Raw genomic sequence first — 16,647 nt, 5'->3', positions numbered from 1 at the left:
TATTTACCCCCGACCCAGCAACGTCCTAATACCTGTCCAGAACCCGCTCCTTCTCGGTGAAATCCCATTCCTTGAGGCCCAGGGCCACGAGGATGTCGTCGACGAGTTCATCCACACTGCGGTGGGCCTGGAGCATGTGGTCCATGCCCGCCATGTACAGGGGCTCGCGCTCAGCCATGACCGCGGCCACCTCGTCGTGCAGGTCCAGGGGGGTCAGGGCGGGACGCTGGGCCGCGTTGGGGTCCCGCAGGAGCCTGCCGACCAGCAGCGCCGCGTCGGCCGCCAGGTAGAAGCTCACGCCCGTGCGGAACATGAGGTCGCGGTTGGCCTGGGCCAGGACAATGCCTCCACCCGTGGCCACGACCTTGCCGGGCAGTTCCGCTGCGCGGACCAGCGCCTCGGACTCCAGGCGGCGGAACTCGTCCCAGCCCGCGTCGGCGACAACGGCCTCGATGGTCTTGCCCGCGGCTTCGACGACCAGGGCGTCGGTGTCGAGGCAGGCGCAGCCCAAAGCGGCGGCCAGGGCCGCGCCCACGGTGGTCTTCCCGCTGCCGCGCATGCCGAGCAGGTATATGTTCTTCTCCGCCAGGGAGAAGGGGGCGCGCTTGAACTGTCCGGGACGGAAGGTCATGGTCGCGGTAGACTCTTCGATCTCGGTTTTCTTTTTGATGAATGTCGTCATGGTTGTCCTCCTCGTCGTTGACGGCATCCCGAATCATTCAAAAAGGGCCAAAATGCAACGCGCAATACCGACTGCTCCGTACGTTGACGGCCAATCGCAACTCGGGCTAGCATTCATGCTTCATCACCAACCACCCCAACAAGGATCGCCCATGAAGGCCCTGAAAACCCTGTTCGTCACCCTGCTGCTCCTCTGCGCACCCACGATCCTCATGGCCCAGGGCGTCGAGAAAATCGGCGTGCAGGGCCTGCGGAACCTGATCGATTCGAGCAAGGGGCGCGTCCTGATCATCAACTACTGGGCCACCTGGTGCAGCCCATGCGTGAAGGAGTTTCCGGGCCTCATGAACGTTCGCAGGGAATTCGCCGAAAGCGACCTGAGCATCGTCGGCATCTCCGTGGACTACAACCCCAAGCTCGTCGAGAACTTCGTCAAGCAGAACAATGTCAATTTCCCCATCTTCCTCGATGACGGCTCGATCGGCCAGATGATGGACATCGGCTCCATCCCGCGCACCCTGATCTACGACCGCCAGGGCAAGAAGATCCTCGACCACCTCGGGTTCATCCCCGAGGAAAGCTTCCGCCACGTGGTGGAGCGTCTGCTGGGAACCCCATGAAGATTCTGGCGGAACTGGCCGAAAGGGCGATCATCGAGGCCCAGTTGCGCGGCGAATTCGATGGGCTCGAAGGTCAGGGACGGCCGCTGCCCGACCAGTCGGACCCGTTCATGCCCGAAGCCCTGCGCATGGCCTACAAGGTCCTGAAGAACTCCGGCTACGTGCCCGAAGCCATCCAATCCCAGCGTGAAATCCGCGCCCTGATCGAATGCCTGGAGAACGAGACGGACGAATCGCGCAAGATGCGCCAGATCCAGAAGGTCCAGCTCTTCCTGGCCCGCGCCAAAATCCGCCATGGCGGCCTCCTGCAGGAGGAAAACGAGGCGTACTTCCAAAAAGTGGTGGCCCGAACCACCCTGAACACCACATCATGAACCCACATCGCCGCACCCTGCTCAAGGCCGCCCTCGCCCCCCTGCTGCTGCCCCTGCTGGGCGGAGAGGCCCGGGCCACGGCCGTGTCCGAAGTGTCCGAAATACGCGTCATCCAGACCAAGGACCCGGCGCGGACCCTGGAACGCGTGTCCGCCCCCGGCTACGCACACTCCCTGGCCCAGTCCGTGCTGGCCTTCATCATCGAGGGCTACCCCAAGGGCAACCTCCCGGTCTGGAAAAAACCCCTGGCCGAGGTGGACTTCAACACGCGCATCCCCCTCATCTGCGAACACGTGGTGCGCGGCGTGATCCGCCACGCCGCCATCCATCCGGTGGACCCGTGCTGGATCATGGGCCAGATGATGGCCGAATCCTTCTTCTGCGAGTTCGCCGTGTCCTCGGCCCTGGCCGTGGGGCCCTGCCAGTTCATTTCCGCCACTGCCCGGGGGTACGGCATGGTCTGCGCCGACGCCCACGGCCAGCCCGCCGGCTTCGCCCGACGCCCGGACCTGGAACCGGAATTCGCGAACATGGCCGACCGCCGCGACCAGATGCGCGCCCTGCGCCGCGAGCAACCCGACCTCTTCGGCAACCCCGCAAAGCTCCTGCGCACCCTGCTGAACGCACAGACCGCGGGCAAGGCCATCCCCGCGGCCGGAACCTACGCCCTGGCCCTGGACCGCATGGACCTGCTGCAATCCAGCTATGCCATGGCCAGGGACAACTGCCGGCTGTACATGGAGGAGAACTTCCGGGGCCGCTCCATCTTCGCCCCCCAGGACGCGGCCTTCTTCGAAAAATTCGACCAGCGTGTCCTCTACGAGCGTTGCATCGACGCCATGGTCAGGATGATGGCCGAGAACCTGCGTTCCCGCAGCGGCAATATCCTCGCGGCCACGGCCGGCTACAACGCGGGCCTCGGCAGCACGGACTACGCCAAGGCCGGCATCTACGAACCTTACGGACGCATCCCAAATTTCGCCGAGACCGTGGACTACGTCAGCAAGATCCTCGTCAATCATTACGAAATCACCCGGCGCATGGGCTAGCAGGCCACCCCAAAATGGCGATCTGCTGCGTCAGCGAAAAAAGCCAGACCGCTTATGTATGCGCAATACACTGCGCGTCCTGGCTTTTTTCGCTTCCTTGCATCTCACCATTTTTGAAGGGCCTGCGAATTTTGAATTTTCAACAGTCAGCTAGGTTATGAACCCGTCCAAAGTCAGCCGCGACCGTCTCGAAACCCTGACCGACCTGCCCAACATCGGCCCGGCCATGGCCCGCGACCTGCGCTTGCTGGGCTTCGACCACCCCTCGCAGCTCGCCGGCCAGGACCCGCAGACCCTCTACGACCGCCTCAGCAAACTGACCGGCGTCCGCCAGGACCCCTGCGTGCTGGATGTCCTCGTCTCCGTGACCAGATTCATGGACGGCGAGGAACCCAGGCCGTGGTGGCATTACACGCCGGAGAGGAAGAATCGGCCCATCGCCTGAGCCGGTCCCTTTGCCAGCCGCCCGGAAGAATGGATTCCCGCTTTCGAGGGGATGACGTGGTGATATCGCGGAAAGCAGCGGACCATTCAGGCGATGGCCTTCAGCATCTGCCCCCCCTGCATCAAGCCGCCAGTCGTCCGAAAGAATGGATCCCCGCCTTCGCGGGGATGACGTGGTGATATTGCGGAAAGTAGCGGACCATTCAGGCGATGGCCTTACGCACTGTCTCGTGTCATCCCCGCGAAGGCGGGGATCCACGCTTTTCCTCCGGCTTCCTCTTCCCGACCTCTCCACCAGGCGCCACCCCAAGCCTTCCTGTCCGGTCCGGACGAGGCCCGTCGACTGTCCGACTGAGCCAGGCATCGTTCGTTTTCCCGTCGCCCCCCGCCCGAAGTGAAAGCCTCACTCCGAAGAAGCGACGGGAAAACGTTACGAGGCCGGCGAAGAAGTTTCGACGGGCCTCGTCCGGACCGGACAGGAAGGCGGCCGCACAGACGCGATTTTCAAGCCACGACGCAATCTGCACATTACCGCTTCAGGAGCCGACTCCGATCACACCTCCACACTGCCCTGACCGAGCCCGCCCGGACCGGACAGGAAGGCGGCCGCACAGGCGCGAATCTTGAATGGCTCCGGACGCTTCATCAACGCCGGCTTCGCCCATCGACATCGAACATCCTCGACACAGCAGGAATCCCACCCAACCAGACTGGGAATATTTCCTACTTGACCGCCCGTTTTCCCATCCGATAATCGATTCCTTGGCCTCGTCCTTGCTTATTCCAACTCCCCGGCTCGAATTTCAGGCCAGGGAACATTATTTTCTTCAATTTTGTCATTAAATGCCGTGTCGCCTTGGGAAAATATGACATTTCTGTCATATGATTCTCCACCTCTCAAAGGCGACGGGGAAAGAACACTCATCAGGGAGTAGCGCGCTATGTGTCGATTGTTTGCGCTGACCAGCAGCGACCCCGTCTCCCCCATGGATGCCATCCGGGCCCTGGATGTCATGCGCGAGGGACACGACGGCTCGGGCGTCGGCCTGTACCTGTCGGATCTGGCCGGTCCGTTCGAGTCCATGAAGGACAGCCCCGTCCTGTCCGGAATCTTCACCGACCTGGGCATGAAACGTCTCGACGAGTTCATGGAAGCCAAGGGCTTCACCCTCAGGTACGACATGCCCATCACGCCCAAGGGGCCGCTGCCGACCTGGACGCCCAGGCGTGACCGTTACGTGGTCCGCGCCTACGACATCCCCGCCTCCTGGAAGGATCTGAACGACACCGAAAAGGGGCAGGGCTACCTGCTGACCCGTCTGGAACTCAAGCACATGGGCCTGCAGGACGAGAGCATGACCGTCTTCTCCTTCTGGCCCGACACGGTCATGATCAAGGAGATCGGCGACCCGCTGCAGGTCGGCGAGTACCTGGGCCTGGACCGCCCCGAGATCATGAGCCGCCTCATACTGGCCCAGGGCCGGCAGAACACCAACTACGCCATCAACCTCTACGCCTGCCACCCCTTCTTCATCGAGGGCTTAAGCACCATGACCAACGGCGAGAACACGGCCTTCGTGCCCATCCGCGACTACCTCATGGGCCAGGGTGTGCCCGGCTACGAAGGCTACAACTCGGACTCCGAGGTCTTCACGCACATCCTGCACTACACCATCCGCAGACTGGGCCTGCCCTTCGAGGCGTACAAGCACATCATCACGCCCCTCAAGGACCACGAGATGAAGGGCCACCCCGACCAGGCCTTCCTGTCCAAGCTGAAGCAGATCTGCCGGCGCCTGATTATCGACGGCCCCAACTGCGTCATCGGCTGCCTGCCGGACAAGTCCATGTTCATGGTCCAGGACAGCAAGAAGCTGCGCCCCGGCGTGGTCGGCGGCCGTCCGGGCATCTACGCCTTCTCCTCGGAGATCTGCGGCCTGGACCTGGCCATCCCCGATCGTGACAAGTCCCAGGATTTCCAACCCATGCATCTGGATTCGGCCATCGTTGGCCCGGACCGCCAGGAGGTCAGAGTATGTCGGCAGTCGCAGCCATTACCCCTTCCCAACTGAGCCTCAAGGACCTGCCCTGGCAGATCCGCTGGGACAAGGACCGCTGCACCTTGTGCGGCCAGTGCGCGGCCGTGTGCCCCATGCAGACGCTGGAACTCGGCACCTTTCGCAAGCGCATCGTCAAGGTCCCGGCCGGCCTGAAGAGCAAGCCCGAGAACGAGCACACCGTGTACTACGGCATCCGCCAGCGCACGGCCCCGCATCAGGCCTGCATCGGCTGCGCGACCTGCACCATGGTCTGCCCCAATGACGCCATCATGCCCATGCATTCCGACGAGAAGGACAAGCTGCGCATGCACGTCAACCTCGGCGGCCAGCCCCGCACCCGCGGCGGCCGACGCAATGACAACAACTCCGTCCTGGACCAGATCAAGTTCATCCGCATCTCCATGCTGACGGACCCGGCCCTGGATTCGGGCCGCCACGAGTTCGACCTGCGCACCCTCATCGGGCGCATCCAGTCCCCGGCCGACGGCCTGGCGACCTTCAAAGAGCAGGGCTGGGCCCCGGCCGTGCGCGAGATCTACCCGCTCATGATCGGCAGCATGTCGTTTGGCGCCCTGTCCCCGAACATGTGGGAAGGCCTGCAGATGGGCGTGGCGTACCTGAACGAGGAACTGAACATGCCCGTGCGCATGTGCACGGGCGAGGGCGGCTGCCCGCCGCGTCTGCTCAGGTCGCGTTTCCTCAAATATGTCATCCTCCAGATCGCCTCGGGCTACTTCGGCTGGGACGAGATCATCCACGCCATCCCGCACATGAAGGAAGACCCCTGCGCCATCGAGATCAAGTACGGCCAGGGCGCCAAGCCCGGCGACGGCGGCCTGCTCATGTGGCACAAGGTCAACAAGCTCATCGCGGCCATCCGCGGCGTGCCTCCGGGAGTGAGCCTGCCGAGCCCGCCGACGCACCAGACCCAGTACTCAATCGAAGAGTCCGTGGCCAAGATGATCCAGTCCATGTCCATGGCCTGGGGCTTCCGCGTGCCCGTGTACCCCAAGATCTCGGCCACGACCACGACCAACGCCGTGCTCAACAACCTCTGCCGCAACCCCTACGCCGCGGGCCTGGCCGTGGACGGCGAGGACGGCGGCACCGGCGCGGCCTACAACGTGTCCATGAACCACATGGGCAGCCCCATCGCATCCAACATCCGCGACGCGTACCTGACCCTGTGCAAGATCGGCAAACAGAACGAGGTCCCGCTCATCGCCGGCGGCGGCATCGGCAAGAACGGCAACCTGGCCGCCAACGCCGCGGCCCTGATCATGCTCGGCGCCTCGGCCGTGCAGATCGGCAAGTACGCCATGCAGGCCGCGGCAGGGTGCGTGGGCTCCGAGTCCGACCGCTGCAACGTGTGCAACATCGGCGTCTGCCCCAAGGGCATCACCTCCCAGGATCCGCGCGTCTACCGCCGCCTCGATCCGGAGAAGGTCGCCGAACGGCTGGTGGACCTCTACGTCAGCTTCGACACGGAACTGAAGAAGATCGTCGCCCCCCTGGGCCGCTCCACCTCGCTGCCCATCGGCATGTCCGACGCCCTGGGCATCGCGGACAAGGACGCGGCTGACAGACTGGCCATCAAGTACGTGGTGTAGGGAGAGAAGCTGATATGCAGAACAACACATTCATTGCGGGCAAGGAAAACGGCGTGCGCCTGGAATCGCGCATCCTGGAGGAACGCATCCAGGATGCCGTGCGTCAGGGAGCGCGCGAACTGACCATCGAGGCCTGCGGCCAGCACGGCCTGGGCGGCCGCCTGTGGGTGGCCAAGGACGAGCCCATACACGTCACCATCACCGGCGCCCCGGGCCAGCGCATGGCCTCCCTGGGCGTGCCCGGCACCTTCATCGAGGTCATGGGCCCGGCCTCGGACGACACGGGCTGGCTCAACGCCGGCGCCGAAGTCGTGGTGCACGGCAACGCCGGCAACGGCACCTGCAACGCCATGGCCCAGGGCAAGGTCTTTGTCGGCGGCGACGTCGGGTCCCGCTCCATGACCATGACCAAGCAGAACCCGCGCTTTGCCGCCCCGGAACTGTGGGTCCTGGGCCAGACCGGCGACTACTTCGCCGAGTTCATGGCCGGCGGCGTGGCCGTGGTCTGCGGCGTGGACGCCATCGATCCGGCCTGCACCATGGGCTACCGGCCCTGCGTGGGCATGGTCGGCGGCCGCATCTTCTACCGCGGCCAGGAGCAGACGGTTAGCGCGGCCGACGCCATCCACGCCCCCATCACCGACGACGACTGGGCCTGGCTGACCGAAAACCTCAAGCAGTTCCTGAACAAACTGGGCAAGGACGACCTCTTCGCAACGCTTGCCGTGCGCGAGGAGTGGCATCTGGCCCGGGCCAAAACCCCGCACGAAAAGATCACCCGAAAGCGCAAGTCCATGTCCGAGTTCCACGCCAAGGTCTGGGACATGGAGCTCGGCCGCGGCGGCCTGGTCGGCGACCTGACCTCGGTGGACCGCTCGCCCATCGGCCTCATCACCACGGGCGAACTGCGCCGCAACGTGCCCGTCTGGGAAAACTGCAAGTACATGCCGCCCTGCCAGGCCAGCTGCCCCTCGGGCATCCCCGTGCAGAAGCGCTGGCAGCTCATCCGCGAAGGCCGCCTGGCCGAGGCCGTGGACCTGTCTCTGGAATTCACGCCCTTCCCGGCCACGGTCTGCGGCTACCTCTGCCCCAACCTGTGCATGGAAGGCTGCACGCGCGGCCTTGGCAATCTCAAGCCCGTGGACGCCAAGATGCTCGGCAAGGAGGGCATCAACGCCCATCCGCCCATGCTGCCCCTGTCCTCGGACAAGAAGGTGGCCGTCATCGGCGGCGGGCCTTCCGGCATCTCCGTGGCCTGGCAGCTGCGCCTGAAAGGCCACAAGGCATCGGTCTTCGACATGGACGAGAAGCTCGGCGGCAAGCTGCAGGCCTCCATCCCGGCGAACCGCATCCCGCCCGAGGTGCTGGCGGCGGAACTTGACCGCGCCCGCGAGGTCATCCCCCATGTGCGTCTGGAGAAGAAGCTGACCCGCGAGGACTTCGAGGCCATCCGGAAGGACTACGACTTCATCGTCCTGGCCACCGGAGCCCAGCGTCCGCGCACCCTGCCCGTGCCCGGCAACGAGCGGCTCGTCACGGCCCTCGATTTCCTCAAGGCCGCCAAGCACGGCGACGGCAAGGTCGGCGAGCGCGTGGTCGTCATCGGCGCGGGCAACGTGGGCTGCGACGTGGCCACCGAGGCCGCGCGCCTTGGTGCGAAAAGCCTGACGCTGATCGACGTGCAGAAGCCCGCGTCATTCGGCAAGGAGCGCGAGGAGGCCGAAAAGGCCGGGGCGCAGTTCATGTGGCCCTGCTTCACCAAGGAGATCACGGCCGAAGGCGTGGTCCTGACGGACGGGCGTGTTCTGCCGGCCGACACGGTGGTCATCTCCATCGGCGACACGCCGGACCTGGAGGCCTTCCCCGAGAACATCGCCCGCGAACGCGGCTTCATCACGGTCAACGAGGTCAACCAGACCACGGACCCGCACGTCTTCGCCATCGGCGACCTCGTCAAGCTGGGCCTGCTGACCCAGGCCATCGGCGACGGCCGCCGCGCGGCCCAGGCCATCGACGACATCGTGGCCGGCCGCCGGCCCCTGTCCGTCACGGCCGACATGATGGAAGAGCTCAAGACGCGCATCGAGTACATGGACCCGGGCAACCACATGTCCGAGACCATCGACTACTCGCGCATGAACCTGGCCTACTTCGACCCGCGCCTGGGCGGCTTCGAGAGCCTGGACCAGTGCGCCGAGGAGTGCTCGTCCTGCGGCGTGTGCCGCGATTGCGGCATCTGCGAGGCCATCTGCCCCCGCGGCGCCATCAGCCGCCAGGCCCTGCCGGACAACGAGTTCGCCATGGTCTGCGACAGCGAGAAATGCATCGGCTGCGGCTTCTGCGCCGGAGCCTGCCCATGCGGCATCTGGACGCTGATCCCGAACACGCCGCTGGGGTAGGCGCAAGCCGGGCGGCCGGCAATCTGGCAACTCTGAAGGGGGGAAGGCGACTTTCCCCCTTTTTCATGGCCTACGGCGATAAAGAAGAGAAAAAACGATTCAGCGCTGCTTGGCGCATGATCCGTAAAACGCGGGGGGCTCGCTTTCGTGCAGCCAAAATCCGACATATTCTCCGCAGTTCGCGCGGTGATTGTTCGGCTATTCACCGCACCGTCTCAGAAGAGCCCGCTTGAAGGTTGGATGCACAAGACGATTTGCCTGACCTGTCTTCGCAAGGGCGGCAATTCAGTCCCGAACATCCATGTCTGGCTCACCCGCTCCCAATCCCATACCGCTTCATCTGGCTCCACACGCTGGTCCGCGAAATGCCCAATATCCTCGCCGCCTCGGATCTGTTTCCCCCGGCCTCTTCCAGGGCCTTGCGCAGGCGCTCCTTCTTGATCTCGTCGAGGCTGCGGCCCGAGACCTCGCCCGGCAGACAGACTTCGGATTGGCGGAAGACCTCGGCCGGAAGGTCGCGCGGTTCGATCATGTCCGTCTTGCAGGCCACCAGGGCGTACTCGAAGGCGCTTCTGAGTTCGCGCACGTTGCCGGGCCAGGGGTGTCGCAGGATCTGATCCATGGCCTCGCGGGAGATGCCGCGGACCTGCTTGCCCGACTTCATCTGGCTGCGCCGGAAGAAGTGCGAGGCCAGGAGCGCGATGTCTTCCCGCCGTTCTCGCAGCGGCGGGATGCGGATGGGGATGACGTTGATGCGGTAGTAAAGGTCCTGGCGGAACTGGCCCTTGGCCACCAGTTCCGGCAGATCGCGGTTGGTGGCCGTGATGATGCGGGCGCGGACCGGGATGGGGCGGTGGTCGCCGACGCGCTCGATGACCTTCTCCTCCAGCACGCGCAGGAGCTTGACCTGGGTGGCCATGGGCAGGTCCCCGATCTCGTCGAGAAAGATGTCGCCGTCCGCCGCGCTCTCGAACCGGCCGACCCTGTCCTTGTGGGCCCCGGTGTAGGCGCCCCGCACATGCCCGAAAAGCTCGCTCTCCAGCAGCGATTCGTTCAGGGCCGCGCAGTTGACCTTGATGAACGGCTGATCGTGCCGGGGCCCGGCGTCGTGGATGGCCTTGGCCACCAGTTCCTTGCCCGTGCCGCTCTCGCCGTAGATGACCACGGGCGCGTCGGTCTGGGCCACGCCGTCGATGAGGTCGAAGACCTGCTGCATGCGCGCGTCGCGGCCGACGATGCCGTGGAAGCTGTCCTCGGCCGACAGTTCGCGCCGGAAAATCTCGATCTGCGCCTCCTTGTCCACCAGGTCCGAAATGTCCGTGATGGTCTCCACCGCGCCGATGACCGAGCCGTCGGCGTCGCGCAGCACCGAAGCATTCTTGACCACGGGCAGCCGCGTCCCGTCCTTCCTGACCAGGCCGCACTTCTGGCGGCGCAGCTCGCCCTTCTCGAACATCACGCAGAAATGGCATTGGGGGATTCCCCGCGCCAGCTCGCAGGTCGAGCAACCGAGGATGGAGCACGGCGCGCCGATGAGCTCCTCCCGGGCATAGCCCGTCATGTCCACCAGAGCCTGGTTCACGGACACGATCTGCCCGTCCGGGGTGACGATCATGACCCCGTCCTGGATGGTGTTGACCACGGTCTTCCAGTACTGATTCAGGTTTTCTTCCATCTGCTCACCTGTCAACCAAAACGTTATTTTTATGAACACCCTGCCGTTCAGATGTTTATTTTATGAACATGAAAAGTTCAAGGAACTCCGCTTCGAACAAGCGCGCACCGAGGGATTAATGACAATTTATTCTCTATATTTCATATAGTTAAACATAAAAAATCATCGCGGCGCCGCTCAAGTTCCCGTGGTGGCATGGCCTTCGCTCTACAGGCCGCATGAAGTGCCACGACCAGTTTGAGCGCAAGGACGCAGCGGCCCGGATCGACATGCGCAACAGCATGGATTTCTTCTGCATGCTCAAGACCTGCGCCCTGATCAAACGGCTCCACCCCGGCGAGAGCGTACACGTCCTGGCCAACGACAGGAATTTCCTCGCGGACCTGCAGCGAGTGCACCCCGACTGCACCTTCGAGACCGTATCCTGCGTCATGGGCTTCGAAGAGAATGCGGACTACCTCGTCCGTGTCGCCAGAACCGTTCCCAAGGTCGAAAACCAGTAATCAGGAGGCCAACATGTCCGCCATCACCGTCACCTGTCCGTATTGTCAGGCCGAAACAACCATTACCCAAGCCGACGACTACGCGCCGCAGTTTCACCCATGCCCCTCGTGCGGGAAGAATTTCATCGCCGAGAGACGTGCCGGCGGACTCAGGGTCATGAAGGTCGCCGACGCCCCGTGCATGAGCAACCCGGATTGCCGGGAAGTCGAAACCAGCGCGACCTGCGAAGAATAGAGCGGGAACGACACCATGTGGAACGTACTGCAAACCATCTCGAAAAATCTGGTCACGGCCATCCCGGCGGTCATGATCCTGGGCTTCATCAGCGGCCTGCTGGGTGACGTGTCATGGCTCAAGGGCCTCATCGTGCCGTTCACCTTCCTCATGGTCTACCCCATGATGGTCACCCTCAAGATCAACCAGGTCTTCTCCGGCGGCGACATCAAGGCCCAGATCATCACCCAGCTCGTCAACTTCGGCCTTGTGCCCTTCCTGGCTTTCGGGGTGGCCTGGATCTTCTTTCGCGAACAGCCCTACATGATGCTCGGCGTCGTCCTGGCCGGCCTCGTGCCCACCAGCGGCATGACCATCTCCTGGACGGGCTTCGCCAAGGGCAACGTGGCCGCGGCCGTGAAGATGACCGTCATCGGGCTGACCCTGGGCTCCCTGGCCACGCCGATCTACGTCCGGAGCCTGCTGGGGGCCAGCATCGAGATGGACGTCTCGGCCGTCTTCTCCCAGATCGTGCTCATCGTCTTCCTGCCCATGGCCCTGGGGTACGCCACCCAGCGGGTTCTGGTCCGCGTCTACGGCCAGAAGGCCTTCGCCGAGCGCCTGGGCCCGCGATTCCCGGCCCTGTCCACCGTCGGGGTGCTCGGCATCGTCTTCATCGCCCTGGCCCTCAAGGCCAAGACCATCATGGGCGCGCCCGCCGTGCTGCTGCAGATCCTCGTCCCCCTGGCCGTCATCTACGGGGCGAACTTCATCCTCAGCACGATCCTGGGGCGCATGCTCCTGCCGCGCGGCGACGCCATCGCCATGGTCTACGGCACGGTCATGCGCAACCTGTCCATCGCCCTGGCCGTGGCCATGAACGCCTTCGGCGCGGGCGGCTCCGACGCGGCCCTGGTCGTGGCCATGGCCTACATCATCCAGGTCCAGAGCGCGGCCTGGTACGTCCGGCTGACCGACCGCCTCTTCGGCCCGGCCCAGACCCAGGGATTCACCGCACCCCAACCCGCCGGCAGGAGCTAGAACCATGCTGCCCGAATACAGACGCATCCTCTACGCCACCGACTTGTCCGAAAGCGCCCGCCTGGCCCTGCGCCACGCCGTATCCCTGGCCACCCGGTACGGAGCGGCCATGACCATCCTGCACGTGGTCCCGGACCTCGTGGACCTCATGAGCGAGGACGCCGGGTTCGACATCGAGACGCATTTCGAGGCCTCCGACTGGAAGAGCCTCAACGCGTCGGCCACGGCGCGGGCCAAGGACAAGGCCGAAAAGCGCGTGCGCGAGATGGCCGCCGAGTGCGCCACGGACCACGCTGCCTGCCCCGTGGCCGGGGCGGAGGTGAAGATCCTGACCGGCGATCCGGCCGAACGCATCCTCGAGGAAATCCCCGGCCACGATCTGGTGGTCATGGGCGCCCACGGCCGAGGCGTGTTCGCCGACATGCTGCTGGGCTCGGTGGCCCGCAAGGTCGTGCGCCTGAGCCCCGTGCCGGTGCTGACCGTGCGGCTGCCTGGGGAGAAGGCGTGAGGATGAGCAGGCCTGCAAACCCGGAAAAGGCATGGATTCCCGCCTCCGCGGGGATGACATCTAGGCGGGGAGCAAGGCAGCCGCTTCGGTTCCTTCAGCGCCACGCCGAATCGCATATCGTTTCAGCTGACTGCATATTTTCGTGTCTGTCAGGCATCGCGCCGCAACTCAGAAGTCATCCCCGCGAAGGCGGGGATCCATGCCTTTGGATCGCTACACTTAGAACCATTTGGAGAAGCGCATGAAAATCAACCGCAGATCTTTCCTCGCCACGGGCCTGGCCGCAGCGGCCGGAGCCGTGGCCGGACCTGCGCAGGGCAGGGCCGCGGAAGGATCCAGTTCGGCCTCGAGCGTGGCAGTCGTTCTAGCCACCTTGCTCGACCTGTCCAAATGCATCGGCTGCGGGGCCTGCGTGGAGGGCTGCCGTGAGGCGAACGCACACAGGTACCCCGAACCCGTCAAACCCTTCCCGAAGATGTACCCGTCCCGGGTCAAGGCCGCGGACTGGAGCGACAAGCGCGACGTGGACGACCGCCTGACGCCCTACAACTGGCTCTACATCCAGACGGCTTCAGGGGAGTACGACGGCAAGCCCTTCGAACTGAACATCCCGCGGCGCTGCCTGCACTGCCAGAACCCGCCCTGCGCCAACCTCTGCCCCTGGGGCGCGGCGTCCAAGGACGGACGCGGCATCGTGGACATCAACGACGAGATCTGCCTGGGCGGCTCCAAATGCAAGGACGTCTGCCCGTGGCACATCCCCGAGCGCCAGACGGGCGTGGGCCTGTACCTGAAGCTGGCCCCCAGCTTTGCGGGCAACGGCGTCATGTACAAGTGCGACCGCTGCCAGGACCGCGTCGCGGCCGGCGGCACGCCTGCCTGCATCGAGGTCTGTCCCGAGGGCGTGCAGACCATCGGCCCGCGCGACGACATCCTGGCCCAGGCCCGCAAGCTGGCCGAGGAGACCGGCGGCTTCATTTACGGCGACACGGAAAACGGCGGGACCAACACGTTCTACGTCTCGCCCGTGCCCTTCGACGTCCTGAACCAGGCCATCGAAAAGGGGCCGGGCCGGCCGCACCTGGCCTCCGTCGGCAATCCCTTCACCACCGAGGACACCCTAGCCCGGGCCGTCTACGCCGCACCCCTGGCCGGTCTGGCCGCCGGAGCGCTGCACCTGATCCGCGGCGCGGCTTCGGAGGACGACCATGAATAAGCGCGGCCTGAACCTGATCTTCCGCCTGACGGTCTTCGCCCTGCTCTTCACGGGCTTCGCGCAGATGCCCATCTTCGCGCGCTACTACCTGGCCGACGTGCCGGGCTTCGCCTGGACGGCCGACTACTACCTGAACCACGTCCTGCACTACGGCCTGGCCGCCGTCCTGCTGGTCTTCCTGGGCTGGCGGCTGCCCCTGGCCGTGAAGCGCGGGTGGACTCCCGGCGGACTGCTTCTGACCTTGTGCTGGGCCGGCGTCGTGGTCACGGGCCTTGTGCGGGTCATGAAAAACCAGCCCGACGCGTTCTTTTCCCCGAACCTCGTCATGGCCGTGGACTGGGCGCACCTGGGCTTCGTCATTCTGCTGGGAGCCGTCAGCCTGGGCCGTGCCCTGGCGGCCCGCACCAGGCCGGGCGCAGTGCAGTAACTTTTCCCGACGGCCCTCCCGCCGCCCGTTGCCGACTCTCGTTGGGCGCGCGGACACGGCCGGACCGGACCCCGATCAACACCAAATTCATCACCAAGGAGTTTCTTATGGTTGCCAAGCGTATCGTCGTCATCGGAGGCACTGCCGCCGGACCCAAGGCCGCGGCCAGGGCCAGCCGACTGGACCAGAGCGCGGAGGTCATCCTCCTGCAGAAGGCCCCGGAACTGTCCATGGCCTCGTGTGGCTACCCCTATTACGTCTCCGGAATGTTCAAGGAGCGTGAAAAGCTGCTGTGCACTCCGGCCGGCGTGGTCCGCGACCCGTCATTCTTCGCCGGCGCCAAGGGCATCACGGCCATGGTCAACACAGAGGCCGTGCGTGTCGATCGCGACGCCAAGGTCGTGAACTGGATCAACGCCGCAGGCGAAACCGGCATGCTGGCCTACGACAAGCTCATCCTCTGCACCGGCTCCGTGCCCAAGATGCCGCCCATCCCGGGCCGCGACCTGCAGGGCGTGACCACGCTGCACTCCATGGCCGACGCCGACCGCATGCGCACCTGGGCCGAACACGGCCGGGGCAAGCGCGCCGTCATCGTCGGCGGCGGACTCATCGGCATGGAAGCCTGCGAGGCCCTGCATGAATCCGGCGTCCACGTCACCGTGGTCGAGGCCCTGCCGCAGGTCCTGGGCTTCCTGGACACCGAGCTGGCGTTGCTGGTGGAAAACCACGCCCGCTCCAAGGGCGCGAACATCCTGACGGGCACGGGCCTCGCCGCCATCGAGGGCCACGACGGCCACGTCACGGGCGTGCGCCTGGCCGACGGCCGCGAGCTGCCCTGCGATCTGGTGGTCATGGCCATCGGCGTGGCCCCCAACGTGACCCTGGCCAAAGAGGCGGGCCTGGAGATCGGCCAGTTCGGCGGCATCGTCGTCAACGACTGCATGTGCACCTCGGACCCGGACATCTACGCCGCGGGCGACTGCGTCGAGGTCACCAACCGCCTGACGGGCAAGAAGATGTTCGCGCCCTACGGCGACCTGGCCAACCTCGAAGGCCGCGTGGCCGGCGAGAACGCCGTGCTCGGCGACACGGTGCGCTTCCCCGGCACCATCGGCAGCGGCATCTGCAAGGTCTTCGACTTCACCGCCGCCTCCACGGGCCTGTCCGAGCGCCGGGCCCGCGAAGCCGGCTTCGACGTGGTCACGGCCATCAACGCCAGCCCCGATAAGCCCGGGTTCATGAACGCCAGGCCCCTGGTCTCCAAGATGATCGCCGACCGCGCCACGGGCCGCATCCTCGGCTTCGCCTGCGTGGGCCAGGGCGACGTCAACCGCCAGACTTCGGAAATGGCCGTGGCCGTGGCCGCCGGCTGGACCGTGGACGACATGGCCATGGCCGACCTGCCCTACGCCCCGCCCTATTCCCAGGCCATCGACCACGCCATCGCCACGGCGCACATCCTGCAGAACAAGATGCGCGGCCTCATGACCGGCATCTCGGCCGTGGAGGCCAAGGCCCTGTTCGACGCCGGCGGCCCCCTGTACGTCCTCGACGTACGCGGCCCCGAGGAGTTCAAGGAGATGCGCCTGGGACGCGGCGAAACCCTCATCCCCCTGGGCCAGCTGCGCAAGCGCGTGTCCGAGCTGCCCGAGGACAAGAACGCGACCATCCTGTCCTTCTGCAAGGTCTCCATGCGCGGCTACGAAGCCCAGCGCATCCTGGAAAAGGAAGGCTACACCGACGTGCGCGTCATGGAAGGCGGCCTCATGGCCTGGCCCTTCGCCAAGGAACAATAGCGTCCTCCTTGAAAGCGTCGAAAGCCC

The 16,647-nt window shown here is 65.1% G+C and carries 17 protein-coding genes; 15 read left to right on the top strand and 2 right to left on the bottom strand.

The annotated features are described in order from the left end of the window. Window positions 1-25: 25 nt before the first annotated feature. Window positions 26-682, bottom strand: coding sequence for a shikimate kinase AroL (aroL, locus tag ACYQ3G_RS09050; protein ID WP_459825039.1), 657 nt, complete (start codon window positions 680-682; stop codon window positions 26-28). 151 nt (window positions 683-833) lie between these two features. On the opposite strand from aroL, the gene ACYQ3G_RS09045 reads away from it, so the two are divergent. The 8 genes from ACYQ3G_RS09045 (at window position 834) to ACYQ3G_RS09010 (ending at window position 9,470) form a co-directional block, all read left to right on the top strand. Beyond that, the gene (locus tag ACYQ3G_RS09045) at window positions 834-1,301 is read left to right on the top strand and encodes a TlpA family protein disulfide reductase (protein ID WP_459825036.1); all 468 of its coding nucleotides are present in this window, start codon (window positions 834-836) and stop codon (window positions 1,299-1,301) included. Continuing rightward, window positions 1,298-1,675 (top strand): DnaJ family domain-containing protein, encoded by a 378-nt coding sequence (locus ACYQ3G_RS09040; RefSeq protein WP_459825033.1) that lies wholly within the window; start codon window positions 1,298-1,300, stop codon window positions 1,673-1,675. The genes ACYQ3G_RS09045 and ACYQ3G_RS09040 overlap by 4 nt, the downstream gene beginning before the upstream one ends. Next, window positions 1,672-2,724 (top strand): lytic transglycosylase domain-containing protein, encoded by a 1,053-nt coding sequence (locus ACYQ3G_RS09035; RefSeq protein ID WP_459825030.1) that lies wholly within the window; start codon window positions 1,672-1,674, stop codon window positions 2,722-2,724. Before ACYQ3G_RS09040 ends, ACYQ3G_RS09035 begins: the two co-directional genes overlap by 4 nt. A 157-nt stretch (window positions 2,725-2,881) precedes the next feature. Next, complete coding sequence (locus ACYQ3G_RS09030) at window positions 2,882-3,169, top strand: helix-hairpin-helix domain-containing protein (protein WP_459825027.1); 288 nt, start codon at window positions 2,882-2,884, stop codon at window positions 3,167-3,169. 940 nt (window positions 3,170-4,109) lie between these two features. Beyond that, complete coding sequence (locus ACYQ3G_RS09025; protein WP_459825024.1) at window positions 4,110-5,240, top strand: class II glutamine amidotransferase domain-containing protein; 1,131 nt, start codon at window positions 4,110-4,112, stop codon at window positions 5,238-5,240. Next, the gene (locus ACYQ3G_RS09020) at window positions 5,204-6,838 is read left to right on the top strand and encodes a glutamate synthase-related protein (RefSeq protein ID WP_459825022.1); all 1,635 of its coding nucleotides are present in this window, start codon (window positions 5,204-5,206) and stop codon (window positions 6,836-6,838) included. Before ACYQ3G_RS09025 ends, ACYQ3G_RS09020 begins: the two co-directional genes overlap by 37 nt. A 14-nt stretch (window positions 6,839-6,852) precedes the next feature. Next, window positions 6,853-9,237 (top strand): FAD-dependent oxidoreductase, encoded by a 2,385-nt coding sequence (locus tag ACYQ3G_RS09015; RefSeq protein WP_459825020.1) that lies wholly within the window; start codon window positions 6,853-6,855, stop codon window positions 9,235-9,237. Then, on the top strand, window positions 9,195-9,470 hold the full coding sequence (locus tag ACYQ3G_RS09010; RefSeq protein WP_459828343.1) for a hypothetical protein: 276 nt from the start codon (window positions 9,195-9,197) through the stop codon (window positions 9,468-9,470). The genes ACYQ3G_RS09015 and ACYQ3G_RS09010 overlap by 43 nt, the downstream gene beginning before the upstream one ends. A gap of 77 nt (window positions 9,471-9,547) precedes the next feature. On the opposite strand, the gene ACYQ3G_RS09005 is transcribed toward ACYQ3G_RS09010, so the two are convergent. Next, window positions 9,548-10,912 (bottom strand): sigma-54 interaction domain-containing protein, encoded by a 1,365-nt coding sequence (locus tag ACYQ3G_RS09005; protein ID WP_459825018.1) that lies wholly within the window; start codon window positions 10,910-10,912, stop codon window positions 9,548-9,550. Between the two features lie 218 nt (window positions 10,913-11,130). Between ACYQ3G_RS09005 and ACYQ3G_RS09000 the strand changes: the two genes are divergently transcribed. The 7 genes from ACYQ3G_RS09000 to ACYQ3G_RS08970 all read left to right on the top strand — a co-directional run bounded on the left by ACYQ3G_RS09000 (window position 11,131) and on the right by ACYQ3G_RS08970 (window position 16,620). Next, window positions 11,131-11,415, top strand: coding sequence for a hypothetical protein (locus tag ACYQ3G_RS09000; RefSeq protein ID WP_028578596.1), 285 nt, complete (start codon window positions 11,131-11,133; stop codon window positions 11,413-11,415). A 13-nt stretch (window positions 11,416-11,428) separates the two neighbouring features. Continuing rightward, the gene (locus ACYQ3G_RS08995; RefSeq protein ID WP_028578595.1) at window positions 11,429-11,650 is read left to right on the top strand and encodes a hypothetical protein; all 222 of its coding nucleotides are present in this window, start codon (window positions 11,429-11,431) and stop codon (window positions 11,648-11,650) included. Window positions 11,651-11,665: 15 nt separating this feature from the next. Beyond that, the gene (locus ACYQ3G_RS08990) at window positions 11,666-12,670 is read left to right on the top strand and encodes an arsenic resistance protein (protein ID WP_459825014.1); all 1,005 of its coding nucleotides are present in this window, start codon (window positions 11,666-11,668) and stop codon (window positions 12,668-12,670) included. A gap of 4 nt (window positions 12,671-12,674) precedes the next feature. After that, on the top strand, window positions 12,675-13,178 hold the full coding sequence (locus tag ACYQ3G_RS08985) for a universal stress protein (protein ID WP_459825011.1): 504 nt from the start codon (window positions 12,675-12,677) through the stop codon (window positions 13,176-13,178). A gap of 241 nt (window positions 13,179-13,419) precedes the next feature. After that, complete coding sequence (locus ACYQ3G_RS08980; protein WP_459825009.1) at window positions 13,420-14,394, top strand: 4Fe-4S dicluster domain-containing protein; 975 nt, start codon at window positions 13,420-13,422, stop codon at window positions 14,392-14,394. After that, on the top strand, window positions 14,387-14,821 hold the full coding sequence (locus ACYQ3G_RS08975; protein WP_459825006.1) for an iron-sulfur cluster-binding protein: 435 nt from the start codon (window positions 14,387-14,389) through the stop codon (window positions 14,819-14,821). The genes ACYQ3G_RS08980 and ACYQ3G_RS08975 overlap by 8 nt, the downstream gene beginning before the upstream one ends. A 107-nt stretch (window positions 14,822-14,928) precedes the next feature. After that, entirely contained in the window at window positions 14,929-16,620 is a 1,692-nt protein-coding gene (locus tag ACYQ3G_RS08970) for an FAD-dependent oxidoreductase (RefSeq protein WP_459825003.1), read from the top strand. Window positions 16,621-16,647 lie beyond the last annotated feature (27 nt).

The sequence above is a fragment of the Desulfomicrobium salsuginis genome, from assembly GCF_054657795.1.
Note: the sequence above shows the minus strand (reverse complement) of the source record. Positions and strands in the feature narration are given on the sequence as shown.